Below are 17218 nucleotides of genomic sequence, written 5' to 3'. Positions count from 1 at the left end.
CTGACAGGCTCAGCTGGCCTGTCTGCCTAGCCGGCTATAGACGGCAGGCGGAATTCGGAACGAAAAGGGCAGACCGTAAAACCAACGCCAAAAGGGATGAGGAAGCGGACGGCGATCAAAGCGATGACCGTACCGACCAGCGAGGCAGAGAACTGCAAAGATCGCAGGGGAATCGATCCTGATTGTACCGAATGGATCAGTCCGATCATTTTCAAGCTTGAACTTAGCGTTAGATTTGAAAGGAGAAATTACCAATATGGGGAAATATGAAGAGTTATCCAGAAAAGCTCTGGAAAGCTTAGGCGGCGTTGAGAATATCACGCACGTCACACACTGCGCGACTCGGCTGCGGATCAGCTATGCCCGCAAGAGTCTTGTCAATGAAGAAGGTTTAAAAGATCTTCCGGGATCCGCCGGCTTAGTCAACAAAGACAAGCAGGTTCAGCTGATCATCGGCCCGGGCGTCCATGATGCCTATGAGGAATTCCTGGAAATTTCCGGATGGAAAGAAGGCGGCGCTGTCGCGGTGGAAGAAGAGGAAGAAACCGGACCGAAAAACGCCATGTACTATCTGAATAAGTTCGGCAATTTCGTCGCCCCGATCTTCATGCCGGTTGTTCCGGCAATGATTACCGGCGGTATGATCTTAGCGATGAAAAACCTGCTGGTCAACTACTTCGGTATGGGCGTCGACAGCGGCACAGCGCAGCTGATGCTGATGATCTTCGATGCCGGCTTTGCCTTCCTGCCAGTCTATGTCGGCTACACGTTAGCTTCTCAGCTGAAAATGCAGCCGATCATGGGTGCGTTCTTAGGTGCGACCCTGATTGCTCCGCGTTTTGGAACGGGAACGGTAACGGATTTCTTCGGAATCGGCATTCCGCAGGTTTCTTACAGCTCGACGGTCATTCCAATCGTGCTGGGCGTGTTCTTTATGTACTATGTGCAGAAGGTGCTGAAAAAGATCATTCCGGAAGCCTTAACGTTCTTCTTAACACCGTTGTTAACGATGATCGTCGTCGTTCCGGTAACTTTGATTGTTTTAGGTCCGTTAGGCAACCAGCTGTCCGGCTACATCGCCGCCTTCTGTATCTGGCTGACTGACACCCTCGGCTTTATTGCGCAGCCAATCCTGTCCGCGATCTATCCATACATGGTTATGTTCGGTCTGGATAAAGGTCTGTCTCCAATCGGCATCGAATTGATTGCCAACCTCGGCTACAACTCGGTCACCGGCGTTATGGGCTTTGTTTCCAATATCTGCATCGGCGGCACCGCTCTGGCTGTGGCCACGACGATCAAGGACAACAAGGCACAGAAGGGCATGATCGCTTCCTTCGGTGTTACCGCGCTGTGCGGCGTTACCGAACCGGCCTTCTACGGCGCGCTGCTGTCTCGTCCGAAGGCGTTGATCGGTACGGCAATCGGAGCTCTTTCGGCAGGTTTGGTCGCGGGCATCTTCGGATTGAGAACCTTTGTTCAGGGCGGCTGTCCAGGCTATCTGACACTGTTGTTCTTCGTTGATCAAAACGGCGGATTATACTATGTCTTTATCGCTATTTTGGTCGCCGCGATTGCAACGATTGTTTCCTTCGTCGCTACGAAGATTATTCTCAGCCGCGACGCGAAAAAGGCAGTTCACTAACATTCAGTCATTTGATTTCTGCCGGAATGTATCATTCCGGCAGAAATTCTATAAGCCTGTTTCAAGAAATGCTGGATCAGAATCAGATCTATTTCCATGCCGCTGTTTCAAGACAGGAGTGTACTCAACGATTTTGTTTTACGGGATTGAAGAAAAGGAAAGGATTAAGGGGCAGCCCTTAAAGGTGAGTTATGAAAATATTAATTGGACAGTTTATTAATGAAGCCAATGCCAACATTCCAGTGAAGGATGAAATCACGACCTTCGATATTGCTTTCGGTGATGAGCTGATTGAAAAGATGCAGGTCGGCGATCTCTTTGAAAGCGCCGGAATTGAAATCATTCCGTCCGTCTATGCCGTTTCCGGAGCTTCCGGGGTGATCAAACGCCACACGTTTGATTATATCGAGGCTTGTTTCGTCAATGCCGTAAAGGAACATCTGCATGAAATCGACGGAATTTACCTGATGCTTCACGGCGCCAGTGAAGTCGAGGGCTTGGGTTCCGGGGATCATCATATTTTAAAGACAATCCGCGAATTGGTTGGACCGTATATTCCGATCACCGTCGCCTGCGATCCGCATGGCAACCTGTGTGAAGAATATGTGCATGCGACAACCGCAATCCGCAGCTACCGGGAATCGCCGCATACAGATTCCCGTGATACTTGGCGGAAAATGGCGCAGATGGCGATTGATTTAGTCAAGAACCGGCAGAATATTCATTCTGTCTACCGCAAGCTGCCGATGATTTTAGGCGGGGAACAGAGCGTTTCCGCGGATGAGCCGGTACGGTCAATCAATGCGTATATGAACGAACTGGAAATAGATCCGAGAATCCTGAGCTGTTCGTGGCATGTCGGCTATATCCGGCATGACTGTGATGTCGCAGGCTGCGGCATTGTCGTGGTTCCGGCAACCGAAGCCGATCAGCAATATGCTGAAACGATCGCCGATCAGCTGGCGGCGTATGTCTGGGACAAGCGGCATGAGTTCCATTATACCGGCACGACAGCCAAGCCGGAGGCGGCGCTGCAGATGGCGCTGGAGTTTGACGGCAGGCCGTTTGTAATCACGGATTCCGGCGATAACACCACCTCCGGGGCTACCGGTTGGAATACCTTTATTCTGCGGCAGGCTTTAGCGGTAAAGAACTTAGAGAAAACCATTCTGTTTGCTTCGATCTGTGATCCGAAGACCGTCGATCAGTTGGAAACCACAGCGATCGGGGAAACAGCCCAGATCGAATTGGGAATGGGCTATGATGCGATGTCGGAAAAGGTTGCGCTGAAGGTGAGCGTCAAGGCCAAAGGCGAGATTGTCCGGCCGATCGGCATCGGCAGCGAGGATATCGTTAAAACCTTCGGCAAATGCGTGCTGGTGCATGTCGAAGGGACAACGATCGACATCATCATCGCCAATCACCGCCAGTCTTACGCCCATGCCATTCAGTTTGAAAAGGCGGGAGCGGACTGGATGAATTACGATATCACCGTCGTTAAACAAGGCTACATCTTCCCGTATCTCAAAGAACAGGCGAAGGGCTATGTGATGTCGTTAACCGACGGCGCGACGCCGCAGGATACGGCTTCGATTCCATTTAAACGAATTATGCGTCCGATGTTTCCTGTCGACCAGATATAAACAAAAGTGCAGCGGTGAATTTCACCGCTGCCCAACCTCCCTTTTAAATTTCGGGTTCCCGGCGGTTTAACCGCCGGTGAATCTTTTCGTAAGTGGACAGCTTGCGGTCTAACAGCGTTTGGTAGTTGAGCCGGAAATAGATCGAATACAGCGTATCCAGAATGTAAAGCAAAGTCAGCCGTGTGGAGAAGGAAGAAATCTTCTGATAGTGATTTTCATAAGACGACATGAAGATGCGGTATTTGGCAAAGCGGGTCAGCGGATTTTTCTGCGTTGAGGTAATCAGCACGATCGGCGATTGATTATCGCTTAAAATCTGACAGACCGTATTCATCGAGCCGCCCCGTCCGCCAAAGGAAATCACGATCGACAGATGCGTGGCGTCGGCATTGCCAGCCGAGAGCTTCTGCATGTATTCCGCTTCCGGAACATGGACGCTGACGTTGATTTCCTGCATCTGAAACGCAAAGTTTTGGGCAAAAAAGAGATTGCCGGCGGAGGCGTAGACGTCGATATGAGCGGCCTTTTGCATCAGTTGTGACACCTCGACTAAAACCTGCTGATCGGAAAGCTTCAGCGTATCGTCAATCGTCTGGGCATACACGTCCTTTAAATGCTGCTGGATTTCGTTGACCGTATCCGTCGGTGAGATCGGAAAGTCAAAGCTTTCCACCGCCGTTTCAGTTTCCGTATGCAGCGCATCCTGCAGCTGCAGCTTCAGATCGTTGACGCCGCTTAAGCCCAGCTTGTTGATCAGGCGGTAAAGCGTTGGTACGGAAACATAAGTCAGCGAGGCGATTTCTTTCGGCTTGGCGGCAAGGAAGCGTTCCGGATCGTTTAAAATCGTTTCGATCAGAATTCGCTCGTTGGGCGTCACATTTTCAAGGTTTTCCAGTTTTTTAAGAATATTCACAGCGCATCTTCCTTTTCTGTTAATTCCACTATATCACATTTTAATCAGAAAGACGGAAGAAAAAAAGCTGCGAAAAAGAGAAGGAGAAAGAATTTATGGTTAAAGGAAATGTTGTTTTAAAACAGGTTAAAGCGCCGCAGAAGGACTGTACCGGGATCCCGGTAGCCCTGAGCGACGCTACGATTCAGCAGCGTAAAGACAAAGTCCTGAAAAAGATGCAGGAACGTGGTCTGGATCAGCTGGTGATCTATGGCGATGTTGAGCACGGCGGCAACTTTGAATATCTGGTCGGCTACTTCACGCGTTTTGAAGAAGCGCTGCTGGTGCTGAATGCGGATGGCAAAGCCACATTGGTGCTGGGCAATGAAAATCTGAACAAAGCGTCCAAGTCACGGATTGAAGCGGCGGCAGTCCATGTGAGCTTGTTCTCGCTGCCCAATCAGCCCAACCGCAGCGATAAAACATTGAAGCAGCTGTTAGAGGAAGCGGGAATTGCGGCGGGAAAACGCACCGGCTTAGTCGGCTGGAAAATGTTTACGAGCAGTCTGGAGGACAACAAAAAAATCTATGATGTTCCTTCATACGTCGTCGATGCGGTCAAGGCGATTGTCGGCGAAGATCAGCTGAGCAATGAAACCGACCTGTTCATTGGTGAACAGGGCGTGCGTACGATCAACAATGCCAATGAGATCGCACATTATGAATATGCCGCGGCCTTGGCTTCCGACTGTGTGCTGGATGCGATGGATAAATTGGAGATCGGCGTCAGCGAACTGGAGTTGGGCGATGCGCTGGTGCGAAACGGGCAGCATACCAGCATCGTTACGATTGCGGCCAGCGGTCCGCGGTTTGTCAAGGCCAACATGTTTCCAACCGCCAACACCGTTAAGCTCGGCGATCCGATCGCTTTGACCGTCGGTTACCGCGGTGGGTCCAGCAGCCGTTCCGGTCTGGCAATTCAGGAAGCGGCGCAGCTGCCGGAAGCGACGCAGGATTATCTTGACCGTGTCGCCGGGCCGTACTTTAGAGCATACTGCGCCTGGCTGCAGGCGATTCACATCGGTCAGTGCGGCGGCGCGCTGTTCGATACGATTGAAGCCGTTCTGCCGCGGGCGCAATACGGCTGGTCGTTATGTCCGGGGCATCTGAGCGCTGAGGAGGAATGGATGTCCTCACCGGTGTATGAAGGCAGTCAGGAAAAACTGGAAAGCGGAATGCTCTTTCAGATCGACATCATTCCGTCGGTGGCCGGCTATCCCGGCACAAGCGCGGAAAGCACGGTCGTGCTGGCTGATGAACAGCTGAAACAGGAAATTCAAAAACAATATCCGGATATGTGGGAACGGATGCAGCAGCGTCGGGCTTATCTGAAATCCGAGCTGGGCATCGAGGTATCCGAGGACGTTTTGCCGATGTGCAGTACTGTGGCTTATCTTCGCCCGTTCTTATTAAATAAGGATAGTGCTTTTGTTTTAAAGCCGGGTACGGAGCAGCAATGAAGAAAATTTTGATCGGAGCGCTGCTGGCGGAATCCAACGCCTATGTGCAGAAAGACTGTGAAATTCAGGACTTTACGATTTTGACCGGCCCGGCCATGGCGGACAAACTGGCGATCCGCGAGCTGGCTGAAGCGCATGACGTTCAGCTGATCCCATCGCTGCATGCCAGCTGCATGGCAGCCGGCTGCGTGGATGAAGATACGTTTGACTATTTACAGAAAAAATTCATCCAAGCCGTAAAGGCTCATCAGGAAGAGCTGGATGGGATCTATCTGTTTCTGCATGGCGCCAGTCATGTGCGGAATTTGCCGGGCGGCTCCGGCGATCATTTCCTGCTTCACGCGATCCGCAAAATTGTCGGGCCGTATCTGCCGATTGCGGTTCTATGCGATCCGCACGGCAATCTGGCGCAGGAATATGTCGATGAATGCACGGTGCTGCGTACCTTCCGCCATTCCCCACATTCAGATCGGGACCAAGCCAGTCAGATTGTCTTCCAATGTCTTTTAAATGTATTACAGGATCGGCGTCCGATTCATCCGGTTTATCGGAAGGTTCCGATTCTCTTAGGCGGGGAACGCTGTGTTTCGGCGGATGAACCGTTATGCTCGATCAATCAGAAGCTTGATCAAATTGAAGCGGATCCGAGGATTTTGTGCTGTTCCTATCATATCGGCTATCTGCGCCATGACAGCGAGCACTGCGGGGCGGGAATTGTCGTCGTGCCGAATCAGCCGGAAGATGAAGCCTATGCTGAACAAAAAGCCGATGAAATTTATGATTATGTCTGGCAGCGCCATACCGAGTTTCATTTTACCGGCAACGCGTCGGAACCCGCTGCGGCGTTGGCGGCGATGCTTGAGTTTGACGGGCGGCCGTGTTTCCTGTCTGATTCGGGGGATAATGTCACCGCCGGCGCACCGGGCGTAAACACGACGATGCTCAGACAAGTGCTTGCGCTTTCCGATTTTCACAACAAGCAGATCCTGTTTGCGGCTATCTGCGATCCTGAGCTTTGTGCTAAAACGTTGATTCATGTTCGGGCCGGCGAGAAGGTGGATGTCGAAATCGGTGCGCAGCTGGATTCCAATTCAGCGCCCGTCAGAATCCGCGGAACGGTCGCGGCTGTCGGGAATCTGCATCGGCGGTATGGCGATGAAGCGGTCGCCGGCAGTGCCTGGACGGTCAAGCTGGAAGATCTGCCGGTCAGCGTGGTGATTGCCAGCGCTCCGGTTTCCTTTTCCGAACGGCTTCAATATGAAAAAGCCCATGTGGATTTAGACGCCTATGATCTGATCATCGTCAAACAGGGCTATCTGTATCCGGAGCTGAAAGCAATGGCGGCAAACTATGTCATGGCCTTGACTGACGGAGCCTGCATGCAGCGGACAGAAAAGCTGACATACAAAAAGGTCAGCCGTCCGATCTACCCGCTGGATGCGATCTGAGATCAGGATCAGAATGAAGAGAGCTGCGCTACGATGTGCGCACAAGGAGGAATGTATGAAAATATTAATTGGCGGCTTAGTCGCTGAATCCAACGCTTATGTCGCAAAACCCTGCGAAATTCAGGATTTCGTCATTCAGACGGGAGAGGATATCGCCCATCGCATGTATCTGGATGAACTGCAGGATGAACTGCAGGCCAATCAAATTGAACTGATTCCGGCAATTTTCGCCTATGGCGCCGGGGCTGGCCGGGTTGCCTACGATACCTTTGATTATATTCTCAAGCAGTTTCTGCGCAAGGTCAAAGCCCATCAGCACGAACTGGACGGCATGTTTTTCTTCCTGCATGGGGCAAGCAACGTCATCGACCTGGAAGGCGGCTCCGGGGATCACAAGATCATTGAGGAAATCCGCAAAATCGTCGGCCCGTACATGCCGATTGCGGTCGTCTGCGATCCGCACGGCAATGTCGATCAGGAATATGCTGACCGCCTTAATGTGCTGCGGACCTTCCGCCACAGTCCGCATACGGACCGCAAGGAAGCCCACCAATATGTTTTCCGCTGCCTAGTCGATCTGCTTCAAAATCGTCGGGAAGTCCATCCGGTTTACCGCAAAGTCCCGATTCTCTTAGGTGGGGAACGGTGTGTTTCAACCGATGAACCGCTGGTTTCGATCAACAAGCTGCTCGATCAAATTGAAGCCGATCCGCGGATTTTAAGCTGTTCCTATCACATCGGCTATCTGCGTCATGACAGCGCCAAGTGCGGCGCCGCCGTTGTCGTTGTGCCGAATCAGCCGGAAGATGCAGCTTATGCGCAAAGCAAAGCGGATGAGATCTATGACTTTGTCTGGGCGCGGCATAAGGAGTTCCATTTTACCGGCTATGCCGATGAGCCGGAAGCGGCTTGGGCAGCGATGCTGAAGCACGAAGGCCGGCCTTGTTTCCTGACGGATTCCGGGGATAACGTTACCGCCGGCGCGCCGGGCGGCAATACCGTCGTACTGCGGCAGGTTCTGGCGGAAACCGATTATCATGGCAAATCTATTCTGTTGGCGGGGATCACCGATAAAAAACTGTGTGAACAGGTGTTTGTCCATCAGCATGTCGGCGATCATGTAACCTTTGCGGTCGGACCGGAAATTGATGAGTTGTCGGCGAAGGTCACGGTCAGCGGTACGATTCTTTCCACCGGGGATCTGCACAATCATTATCATGATCCGAAGGTGGTTGGCACATGCTGGACAGTGAAGCTGGATGATCGCCCGGTGACGCTGGTGATTCAGAGCTATCCGGTTTCCTTTGCGGAACGGGCTCAGTATGAACAGGCGAATGTGGATCTGGACGGGTATGATCTGATTATCGTCAAACAGGGCTATCTGTACCCAGAATTGAAAGCGATGGCTTCGCATTACGTCATGTCACTGACCGATGGAGCGTGCATGCAGCGGACAGAACGGCTGAGCTACAAGAAGGTCATTCGTCCGATTTATCCGTTAGACAACATTTAAACGCAGCTTCCTGTTTCCGATTGCGGAGGCAGGAAGCTTTCTGTAAAGGGGGATGGATTCATGAATGCTTTACTGACGTTGGCGGCGGGAATTATGGGATGGAGAATCGCGGCGCGTCTGAAGCTGCCGGCACCGGCGATGCTAGGCAGTATGATCGCCGTCGGGCTTACGAATATTTTGTTTGATTACGCCGCTTTGCCGCTGGCCGTTAAGGTGTTTGCCCAGGCGATTTCCGGGGCGTTTATCGGCATGCAGATCAACCGTTCGGATTTAGGCCGGCTCAAGTCGCTGATCATCCCGTTTCTGATTTTGGCGGTTCTGCTGACGGCCAATACGTTTGTTGTCGGGATTGTGATCCGGCAGCTGTGCGGCTGGGACTGGATGACGGCGCTGCTGGCCTGTGTGGCCGGCGGGGTGACGGATATTTCGCTGATCGCGATGGAGATGGGCGCGGACGTCGGAACGGTGGCGATGATGCAGACCTCACGGCTGGTAGGAGTGCTGTTGTTTTTTCCCTACTGGATTCAGTTTCTGACCCGTCATGAACCCGACGCCGAAAAACCAGCGGAGACAGAAATCCCGCAGCCAATGCGGATTACATTTTTGGATCGCCTGATTCACCATCGCAGCGGAAAGATTGCCTTTACCTTATTGCTCAGTCTGGGTTTGGGGATGATCGGCAATGCCAGCGGTCTGCCGGCAGCGTCGATGGTCTTTCCGATGATCGGCGTGGTTGGCTTCAACTGTACGACCTCGGTCTGCGCCGTACCCGTTCAGATTAAGAATCTCGCGCAGCTGTTAGCGGGTTCCCTGGTGGGCGTCAGCATCACCGCGGCGACCTTTGGCAGTCTGTCCTCGACCTTGGTGCCGGTGGGGATTCTGTTAGTGAGCTATTGGGTTGTGAATCTGATCTACAGCCTGTTGTGCAAACACCGGCATCTGCTGGATCTGAAATCCGCGATGTTTGCGTCAGCGCCGGGCGGGGCGACGGACATGTCGTTAATCGCCGCCGATCTGGGAGCGGATCTTTCGCAGATCGCCTTGATTCAGGTGCTGCGGGCAGCGTATGTGGTGGCGGTGATGCCGCCGCTGATCCTCGGCTTCATCCGGCTGTGGGGATAAGAATGAGGGAGTAGAAGATGAAACGTTATTTTTATTTAGGTCTGGGTTCATTGGCGATGTGCGTCTTTGGACTGATGTATAACTGGACGGTGTTTTCTCCGGCCGTCAGCGCTCAGCTGAACGTCTCAGCTGCCAGTGTCGCCAATGTTTTCTCGGTCTGTCAGATCTGTTTCTGTGCCGGCGGGGTGCTGAGCGGTTTTATTTATTACCGCGTTCCGTTTCGCGCAAGCATGCTGATCGCCAGTCTGATGATCGGCGTGGGTTTGTTTCTGACCAGCCGGGCAGATCAGGTAGCGATGATCTACGCCTGCTACAGCGTGTTGTTTTCTCTGGGCGCTGGGTTTGCGTATAAGGCGTTATTGACGACGGTCATGACCTGGTTTAACGATAAACCAGGCTTAGCCAGCGGCGTATTGGTGATGGGCGCGGGACTGACGGCGTTTGTATTCAATGTCCCGACCTCGCTGATCATTGAAAGTCTGGGCTGGCGGACGGCGATGCTTCTGCTGGCGCTGATCGCCTTTGTTCTTTCCTTGGTCGTATCGCTGATCGTGCGCCCGCGCGGCATCGTCTGCAAAGCGGGAAAGCTGGAGGAAGGGGAGGAAGAAGGTCAGGTTTCGACCGGACAGATGATGAAAAGCACCCGTTTCTACGTGTATTTCATCTGGAGTGTTTTAGTGCTGGCTGGCTGCAGTTCACTGACTGGCACGGCGGTCAGCTGCGGCATCAGCTTCGGCATCAGCGCGACGATGGCGGCCACGCTCTCGATGATCATCTCGCTGTTCAATTCCGTCAGCCGCGTCTTTTACGGCATTATTTATGACAAGATCGGCCGGAAAACAGCGATGGGGATCGCCACGACGCTGTTTATCATCGCGGTCATCATTCTCTATTGCGCCTTTACCCTTGGCAGCACAGCGCTGTTAGCGGTCAGCTTTATTTTTGTCGGCCTCAGCTTCGGCGCGGTGCCGACGATTTCTTCCGCTTACATCCTGACCACCTTCGGCAAGAAGTATTATCCGAGCAATTTCAGCATCCAGGGAACCTATACGCTGTTCAGTCCATTTTTAGGTACAATGCTGTTCAGCGCCCTGTTTACCGCAACTCAAAGCTACCCGCTTTCCTACAGCTATCTGATCGCGTATGCTTTGATCGCGCTGGGGCTGTTCTTCGGCCTGAACCGATTGTTAAACAACCCGAAAACCACGGCTCGTTGACAACAATTTCTCACCCGGACAGGCAGGACAAAAGCCGGTTTGAGAATTTTATTCAAAGCTTTTTGAAGCCCTTAAAAAACACTGAAAAAGCAATATAATGAAGGGCAGAAAGACTCAGTCGAAAAGACTGAAAGGAGGAAAACAATGGACGGAAAAGTCAAAAAAGGTTTCTTATGGGGAACTGCCAGCGCGGCCTATCAATGTGAAGGCGGCTGGAATGAAGGCGGCAAGGGCGAAAGCAACTGGGATCAGTTCTGTCATGGCCCGAAGAACGTCAAAGGCTACACCGGCGATGTCGCCGCCGATTTCTATCATCGCTACAAGGAAGATATCCGGCTGTTAAAAGAAGGCGGACACAATACCCTGCGCTTTTCGATCAGCTGGACGCGGATTCTGCCGGATCAAAGCGGCAAGGTCAATCCGGAAGGTGTCGCCTTTTATAAAGATGTGCTGAAGGAATGTCGTGAAAACGGGATTACGCCGAATGTGACACTGCTGCACTATGACATCCCAGCCTGGCTGGAAGATCTGGGCGGTTATGCCAATCCGATCTTCTCGGATGAATTTGCCAAATACTGCAAGGTCGTCTTTGAACAGTTCGGCAATGAGATTCCGCTGTATGTGACGATCAATGAATCGACGCACAACGCTTACTGTTCCTATCTGACCGGCAACTATCCGCCGAACATTCATAACGTTCAGACGTTGGTGCAGGTGTGCTACAATCTCGTCGTTGCCAATGCCAAAGCTATTCGGGAGTTCCGCAAGCTCAATCTGACCTCGCAGGTCGGCATCGTACATACAACCAATACTGTTCAGATTTTGAAGGATACTCCGGAATATCGGATTGCGCAGCGGCGCGGGGATCTGTTTAAAAATAAGTGGGTCACCGATCCGGCCATTCTGGGCAAGTTCCCGGAGGATCTGTTTCCGCTGCTGGAAGAAAGCGGGATTGATCTGTCCTTTGTCAAACCGGAGGATCTCGATATCATCGCCCACAACACGATTGATTTCTTAGGTCAGAACTGCTACACCCGCGCGCTGGTCAAACCGTATGAATCCGGGGAAACCAATTACTATCCGAATAATGTCGGCGCCGGACAGAAAACCATCGAAGGCTATACGGTCAAGGGCTGGTTTCAGACTGACGTGGATCCGAACACGCCGAAAAATGCCTGGAGCCGGGAAATTTATCCAAAGACGGTGTATGACATGTTGATGGGCATCAAGAAGGATTATGGCGATATTCCGGTCTACATCACGGAAAACGGCCATGCCTTATATGAAGAACCGGATGAAAACGGAGAAGTCAACGATGACGAACGAATTGAATTTTTGAAGTCCTATCTGGAATGGCTGATCAAAGCGCAGAACGAAGGCTGCAACGTGAAGGGCTATTACGCCTGGTCAACAACCGACTGTTATTCCTGGATCAACGGTTATCAGAAGCGCTATGGTCTGATCTACATTGATTATGATCATGATCTGAAACGGATTCCGAAGAAGAGTTACTACTGGTACCGGGATTTCATCAAGGAACATACGGAGGACTAACGATGACCGAGCAGTTTTTATGGGGATCGGCAACCGCCGCTTATCAATGCGAAGGGGCTTGGAACGAGGATGGCAAAGGCGCCAGCATCTGGGATGAGTTCTGCCACAGCGACAAGAATACAACCGGCATCACCGGCGATGTTTCCTGTGATTTCTATCATCATGTCGAGGAAGACATCCGCATGCTGGCAGAAGGGGGACAGAACACATTCCGCTTCTCGATCAGCTGGTCGCGCATCGTACCGAAGGCGGACCGGGTTGTCAACGAAAAAGGACTGGCTTTTTACGACAGGGTGCTGGATGCCTGTGAGAAATACCATGTCATTCCCAACGTTACCTTAGTTCATTACGATCTGCCGGACTACATCGGCGCCCAGGGCGGCTGGTGTTATCCGGGGGTGGCAGACGAATTTGCCTATTACGCAGCAGTGGTCTTCCGCCATTACGGCGACCGGATTCCGCTGTATGTCACGATCAATGAACCGAATCACAACGCCTACTGCAACTACTGCGTCGGCAACTATCCGCCCAATGAAACCAATCTGCAGCACTATTGTCAATGTGCTTACAACATGGCGGTCTGTACGGCCAAAGCGATCCGCGAGTTCCGCAAACTGGGACTGAAAGCGCAGATCGGCGTCGTGCAGGGCTGCGGCCCGGCGACGTCGCTCTTGGACACGCCGGACTATCAGGAAGCAGTCAAATACTGCAATTACTTCTGCAACGACTGGATTCTTGATCCAGCGATCAAGGGGGAATATGATCCGCAGCTGATCGCGGCTGTCCAATCCCGCGGCATCGACCTCAGTTTTGTCAAAGAAGAAGATCTGGCTGTGATGAAGGACAATACGATCGACTTTCTCGGCCAAAACATCTACAGCCGCATGCTGGTGAAGCCGAATACTTCGGGGATAACCGCCTTTACTGTCAACAACGCCGGCAACAACGATGGATCTGCCCAGGCCGCGAGGGAAACCCGGGCCATCGCCGGCTGGTTTGAATCGGACCGCGATCCCAACACCAAACTGAATCACTGGGGACGGGAAATCTTTCCGGAATGTGCTTACAACACGCTGATGGAACGCAAGCGGCGTTATGGGAATATCCCGATTTACGTCACCGAAAACGGACATGGCTGTTATGATGTCGCCGATGAAAACGGATTTGTGGAAGATGACGAGCGGATTGAATTTTTATCCAACTATCTTCACTATATTCTCAAAGCGAAACAGGATGGCGTGAATGTCAAAGGCTATTACGTCTGGAGTACGATGGATCTGTATTCCTGGATCAATGGCTATAAGAAACGCTATGGACTGGTACGGGTTGATTACGATGATCCAGCCCGCAAGCGCACGCCGAAAAAGAGCTACTATTGGTATAAGCAGTTCATTCAGGATCATCAGGATCTTTAATTATCAACACAGGCATTCCGACCCTGATCAGCGTTGTTTCTTGCGGTCAGCCGGATGCTTTTTTCCAAAGTGAAAACCAGGGGGAATTGTTATGTTTGATCTTGCGGTCCTGTTTCATGTTGAAATGCAGATCCTGATTTTTTTCGGGCTCGGCGCGCTTTTAAAAAAGCAGAAGATCACTGACAGTCACATCGACGAATTTTTATCCACATTGATTCTGAATCTGATCATGCCAGTGAATATCTTTCTGTCGTTTTACCGCAATGTTTCGGTTGCGATGCTGCAGAAGAGCTTTCTGTTAGTTCTGGCGGGGGTGATCGTCGCCGTGCTTGTATTGGCGCTGTCGCGCCTGCTGCCCAAGTCCATGTCGTTGGAAAAGCGGCGGATCGCACAGTATTCGATGTTGATTTCCAATGGCTCGCTGATCGGCCTGCCTTTGATCGAAGGCTTGTGCGGCAGCACCGGCGTCGTGTATGCCAACATCTTCATGATTCCGACGCGCATTCTGTCCTTTTCTTCGGGTGAAAAATATTTCAATACGGAGTGGAAATCGGGTGGAGCGTTGACCGTTGCGAAGAAGTTCTTTTTCAATCCGATCACCCTGGCGATGATCCTGGGATTTCTTTTCAATCTTGCCCAGCTTGGAATACCGGCAGGGATTGATGCGGTATTCAGTTCCTTGTCGGGCTGCATGAGTCCACTGGCGCTGTTATTGGTCGGCTCAACCTTGCTGGAAAGCGGCTCGGAAAAAGAGAATGTTTCAAAGGACATCGTTGAAATCAGCGTGTTCCGCCTGATCATCGCTCCGCTTCTGACCTACTTTGTGTGCGCTGCGCTGCGCCTCAGTACCCCGCAGATTATCGCCGCCGTTCTGGTCAACGCCACGCCGGTAGCTTCCACGGCAACGATCTTCTGCCGCAAATACAACGGAAACATCCGCTACACCAGCCGCTGTGTCTTCTTCTCCACGGTGTTGTCCTTATTTACGTTAGTGCTGGTTTCGGTTACAATGTCCATGGGATAAGGGGGAAATTTTCCATGACGAATAAACTTCAGTTCAAGGTCGATCTGATTCGGGGACCGATCTTTCAGTCGCTGCTTTTATTTGCGATCCCGCTGTTTTTTTCCAATGTGTTCCAGCAATTATACAATACTGTAGATACGATGATCGTCGGACATGTGTTAGGAGATTTGTCGCTGGCGGCGATCGGCTCCTGCGCGGCGATTTATGATCTGCTGATCGGATTTGCATTGGGGATCGGCAACGGACTGGCGATTGTCACTGCCCGCAGTTATGGGGCACAGGATGAGGAGCTGCTGAAAAAGTCGGTTGCGGCTTCGATTGTGATCGGACTGGTCACTTCGCTGGTATTAACCGTGGGAGCGGAGATCATCTTAATGCCGCTGTTAAAAATGCTGGATACCCCGCCGGAGATCCTTGCGGAAGCGTTCAGCTATATTTCGATCATCACGCGCTTTACGCTTGTGATGTTTGCTTATAATCTGTGCGCGGGGCTGCTGCGGGCGATTGGCAACAGCTTTATGCCGCTGATCTTTTTAATTCTGTCCTCGTGTTTGAATATCGGACTGGATATCTTCTTCATCGCCCAGCTGAATATGGGCGTCGGAGGTGCGGCGATTGCGACGGTCATCGCACAGGGAATTTCCGTGGTGCTGTGCCTGATTTACATCCTGAAAAAAACGCCGGCCTTGATTCCGCAGTCACGGCATTTCAAGATCGGACGGGAAATCTATGCGGAGATGGTCGGTCAGGGTCTGTCGATGGGCTTCATGGGCAGCATTGTCGCTGCCGGATCCGTTGTGCTGCAGTATGGCATCAACAATCTGGGAACCCTGATCATTGCCGGGCATACCGCTGCCCGCAAGCTGTTTATGTTTTTCAACATGCCGTTTTCAGCGATGGCAATGGCAATTTCAACGTTTGTATCGCAGAACCGCGGGGCCGACCAGCGCGGCCGGATTTTAAAGGCAATGCGCTGCGCGGTGATTTATGATTTTGTGATGGCGGCGTTAGTCACGGTGATTCTCGGTTTGTTCGCGAAGGATCTTGTTCAGCTGATTTCCGGATCCCAGGAAGCAGTCGTGCTGAATAACGGCGCGTTGTATCTGCAGGTTGTCGGTCCTTTTTACGCGGTGCTGGGGGTGCTTTTGGAAACGCGGTTTGCCCTGCAGGGCTTAGGCGCAAAAATGATTCCGCTGGTTTCCAGTGTGATCGAGCTGGTGGGCAAGGTCGTGTTTGCCTTCCTGTTCATTCCCAAGTTTGCCTATCTCGCTGTGATTTTCTGCGAGCCGGTGATTTGGTGTCTGATGACGGTGCAGCTGATCTATGCCTTTGTCACTCATCCATATATTCACTTGCTTGCGCCGAAATTGAAAACATCGTGATGAAGAAAAGAGGACAGAGCGATGAAAGTGTTTGTTTCTGATTTGGACGGTACGCTGTATCCGCCCAATGTCACGGACAGCGGTGAGGAAAACCGCGCGGCGATTCGCCGCTGGCGCGAAGCAGGCAATGTGTTTGCGGTCGCGACAGCACGAATTCATCAGTCTTATCCCAAGGTCGCGGAGGACCTGGGATTTGCGGTGGATTATCTGGGCGGCAATGGTGCAGAACTGATTTTCAGTGATCAAACTCGGATCCTGCGTACGATCAAAGCGGAAGTCTTTCTTGAACTTGCGGACTGGTTAAACGCACATGACGTCGATGGAACGGTTAAGATGAATTGCCAGGGGCGCTGGATCAGCAGCGACAGAAAGCATTATCCGTATGGTTATCCTGAACGAATCCGCAATTCTCTGCGGCAGTCCCTGACTCGGGATGAGGTGACGATTTTGCCGGATGCGGAAATTGTCAATCTAGGCATTATTCTGCATCCGGATCAGCGCGACGCCGTAAAACAGGCACTGCGTTTGAAACTGGGTTCACAGCTGAATATCGTCAGCTCGGATCGGGACAATCTGGATGTGATTCGTCCGGATTGTTCCAAAGCGGCGGCGCTGGCTTTATTAGCTGAACGCTATAAGGTGCCGTTGAGTGAGGTCATCGTGATCGGCGATTCTGAGAATGACGTGGGCATGTTTAACATCGTAAAGATGAGCTATTGCATGGCTGATGCAGAACCGCAGATTCAGCAGAAGGCCGTTCAGACAGTTCGTTCCGTTGCGGCGGCACTGGAGCTGGAAATGGCCAAGCTGCAGGCGGAGCCGGGATCTTAATCAAGGATAAAA

The 17218-nt window shown here is 52.0% G+C and carries 13 protein-coding genes; 12 read left to right on the top strand and 1 reads right to left on the bottom strand.

The window, feature by feature from the left end:
• The first annotated feature begins 256 nt into the window (after positions 1 to 256).
• Entirely contained in the window at positions 257 to 1645 is a 1389-nt protein-coding gene (locus BN162_RS10715; protein ID WP_020225097.1) for a PTS transporter subunit EIIC, read from the top strand.
• Positions 1646 to 1836: 191 nt separating this feature from the next.
• Positions 1837 to 3288 carry a M81 family metallopeptidase gene (locus BN162_RS10710; protein WP_020225096.1) on the top strand — a complete coding sequence of 484 codons (1452 nt, stop codon included), beginning with the start codon at positions 1837 to 1839 and terminating at the stop codon, positions 3286 to 3288.
• Between the two features lie 43 nt (positions 3289 to 3331).
• On the opposite strand, the gene BN162_RS10705 is transcribed toward BN162_RS10710, so the two are convergent.
• Positions 3332 to 4201 (bottom strand): MurR/RpiR family transcriptional regulator, encoded by an 870-nt coding sequence (locus tag BN162_RS10705; RefSeq protein WP_020225095.1) that lies wholly within the window; start codon positions 4199 to 4201, stop codon positions 3332 to 3334.
• A gap of 95 nt (positions 4202 to 4296) precedes the next feature.
• Here BN162_RS10705 and BN162_RS10700 point away from each other — a divergent pair, with 95 nt between their 5' ends.
• The 10 genes from BN162_RS10700 to BN162_RS10655 all read left to right on the top strand — a co-directional run bounded on the left by BN162_RS10700 (position 4297) and on the right by BN162_RS10655 (position 17206).
• A complete protein-coding gene (locus BN162_RS10700) occupies positions 4297 to 5700 on the top strand; it encodes an aminopeptidase P family protein (RefSeq protein ID WP_020225094.1) in 1404 nt (467 codons plus the stop codon).
• Positions 5697 to 7148, top strand: a complete 1452-nt coding sequence (locus BN162_RS10695; RefSeq protein WP_020225093.1) for a M81 family metallopeptidase — start codon at positions 5697 to 5699, stop codon at positions 7146 to 7148. Before BN162_RS10700 ends, BN162_RS10695 begins: the two co-directional genes overlap by 4 nt.
• Positions 7149 to 7203: 55 nt before the next feature.
• The gene (locus BN162_RS10690; protein ID WP_020225092.1) at positions 7204 to 8661 is read left to right on the top strand and encodes a M81 family metallopeptidase; all 1458 of its coding nucleotides are present in this window, start codon (positions 7204 to 7206) and stop codon (positions 8659 to 8661) included.
• A 60-nt stretch (positions 8662 to 8721) separates the two neighbouring features.
• Positions 8722 to 9783 (top strand): AbrB family transcriptional regulator, encoded by a 1062-nt coding sequence (locus BN162_RS10685; protein WP_020225091.1) that lies wholly within the window; start codon positions 8722 to 8724, stop codon positions 9781 to 9783.
• Between the two features lie 17 nt (positions 9784 to 9800).
• On the top strand, positions 9801 to 11000 hold the full coding sequence (locus BN162_RS10680) for an MFS transporter (protein WP_020225090.1): 1200 nt from the start codon (positions 9801 to 9803) through the stop codon (positions 10998 to 11000).
• A gap of 144 nt (positions 11001 to 11144) precedes the next feature.
• On the top strand, positions 11145 to 12554 hold the full coding sequence (locus tag BN162_RS10675) for a glycoside hydrolase family 1 protein (RefSeq protein ID WP_020225089.1): 1410 nt from the start codon (positions 11145 to 11147) through the stop codon (positions 12552 to 12554).
• Positions 12555 to 12556: 2 nt separating this feature from the next.
• Positions 12557 to 13969 carry a glycoside hydrolase family 1 protein gene (locus BN162_RS10670; RefSeq protein WP_020225088.1) on the top strand — a complete coding sequence of 471 codons (1413 nt, stop codon included), beginning with the start codon at positions 12557 to 12559 and terminating at the stop codon, positions 13967 to 13969.
• A gap of 91 nt (positions 13970 to 14060) precedes the next feature.
• Entirely contained in the window at positions 14061 to 14993 is a 933-nt protein-coding gene (locus tag BN162_RS10665; protein WP_020225087.1) for an AEC family transporter, read from the top strand.
• Between the two features lie 14 nt (positions 14994 to 15007).
• Positions 15008 to 16375 carry an MATE family efflux transporter gene (locus tag BN162_RS10660; protein ID WP_020225086.1) on the top strand — a complete coding sequence of 456 codons (1368 nt, stop codon included), beginning with the start codon at positions 15008 to 15010 and terminating at the stop codon, positions 16373 to 16375.
• A gap of 21 nt (positions 16376 to 16396) precedes the next feature.
• On the top strand, positions 16397 to 17206 hold the full coding sequence (locus BN162_RS10655) for an HAD-IIB family hydrolase (RefSeq protein ID WP_020225085.1): 810 nt from the start codon (positions 16397 to 16399) through the stop codon (positions 17204 to 17206).
• Positions 17207 to 17218 lie beyond the last annotated feature (12 nt).

The organism is Holdemania massiliensis AP2, assembly GCF_000327285.1.
Lineage (GTDB): Bacteria > Bacillota_I > Bacilli_A > Erysipelotrichales > Erysipelotrichaceae > Holdemania > Holdemania massiliensis.
Note: the sequence above shows the minus strand (reverse complement) of the source record. Positions and strands in the feature narration are given on the sequence as shown.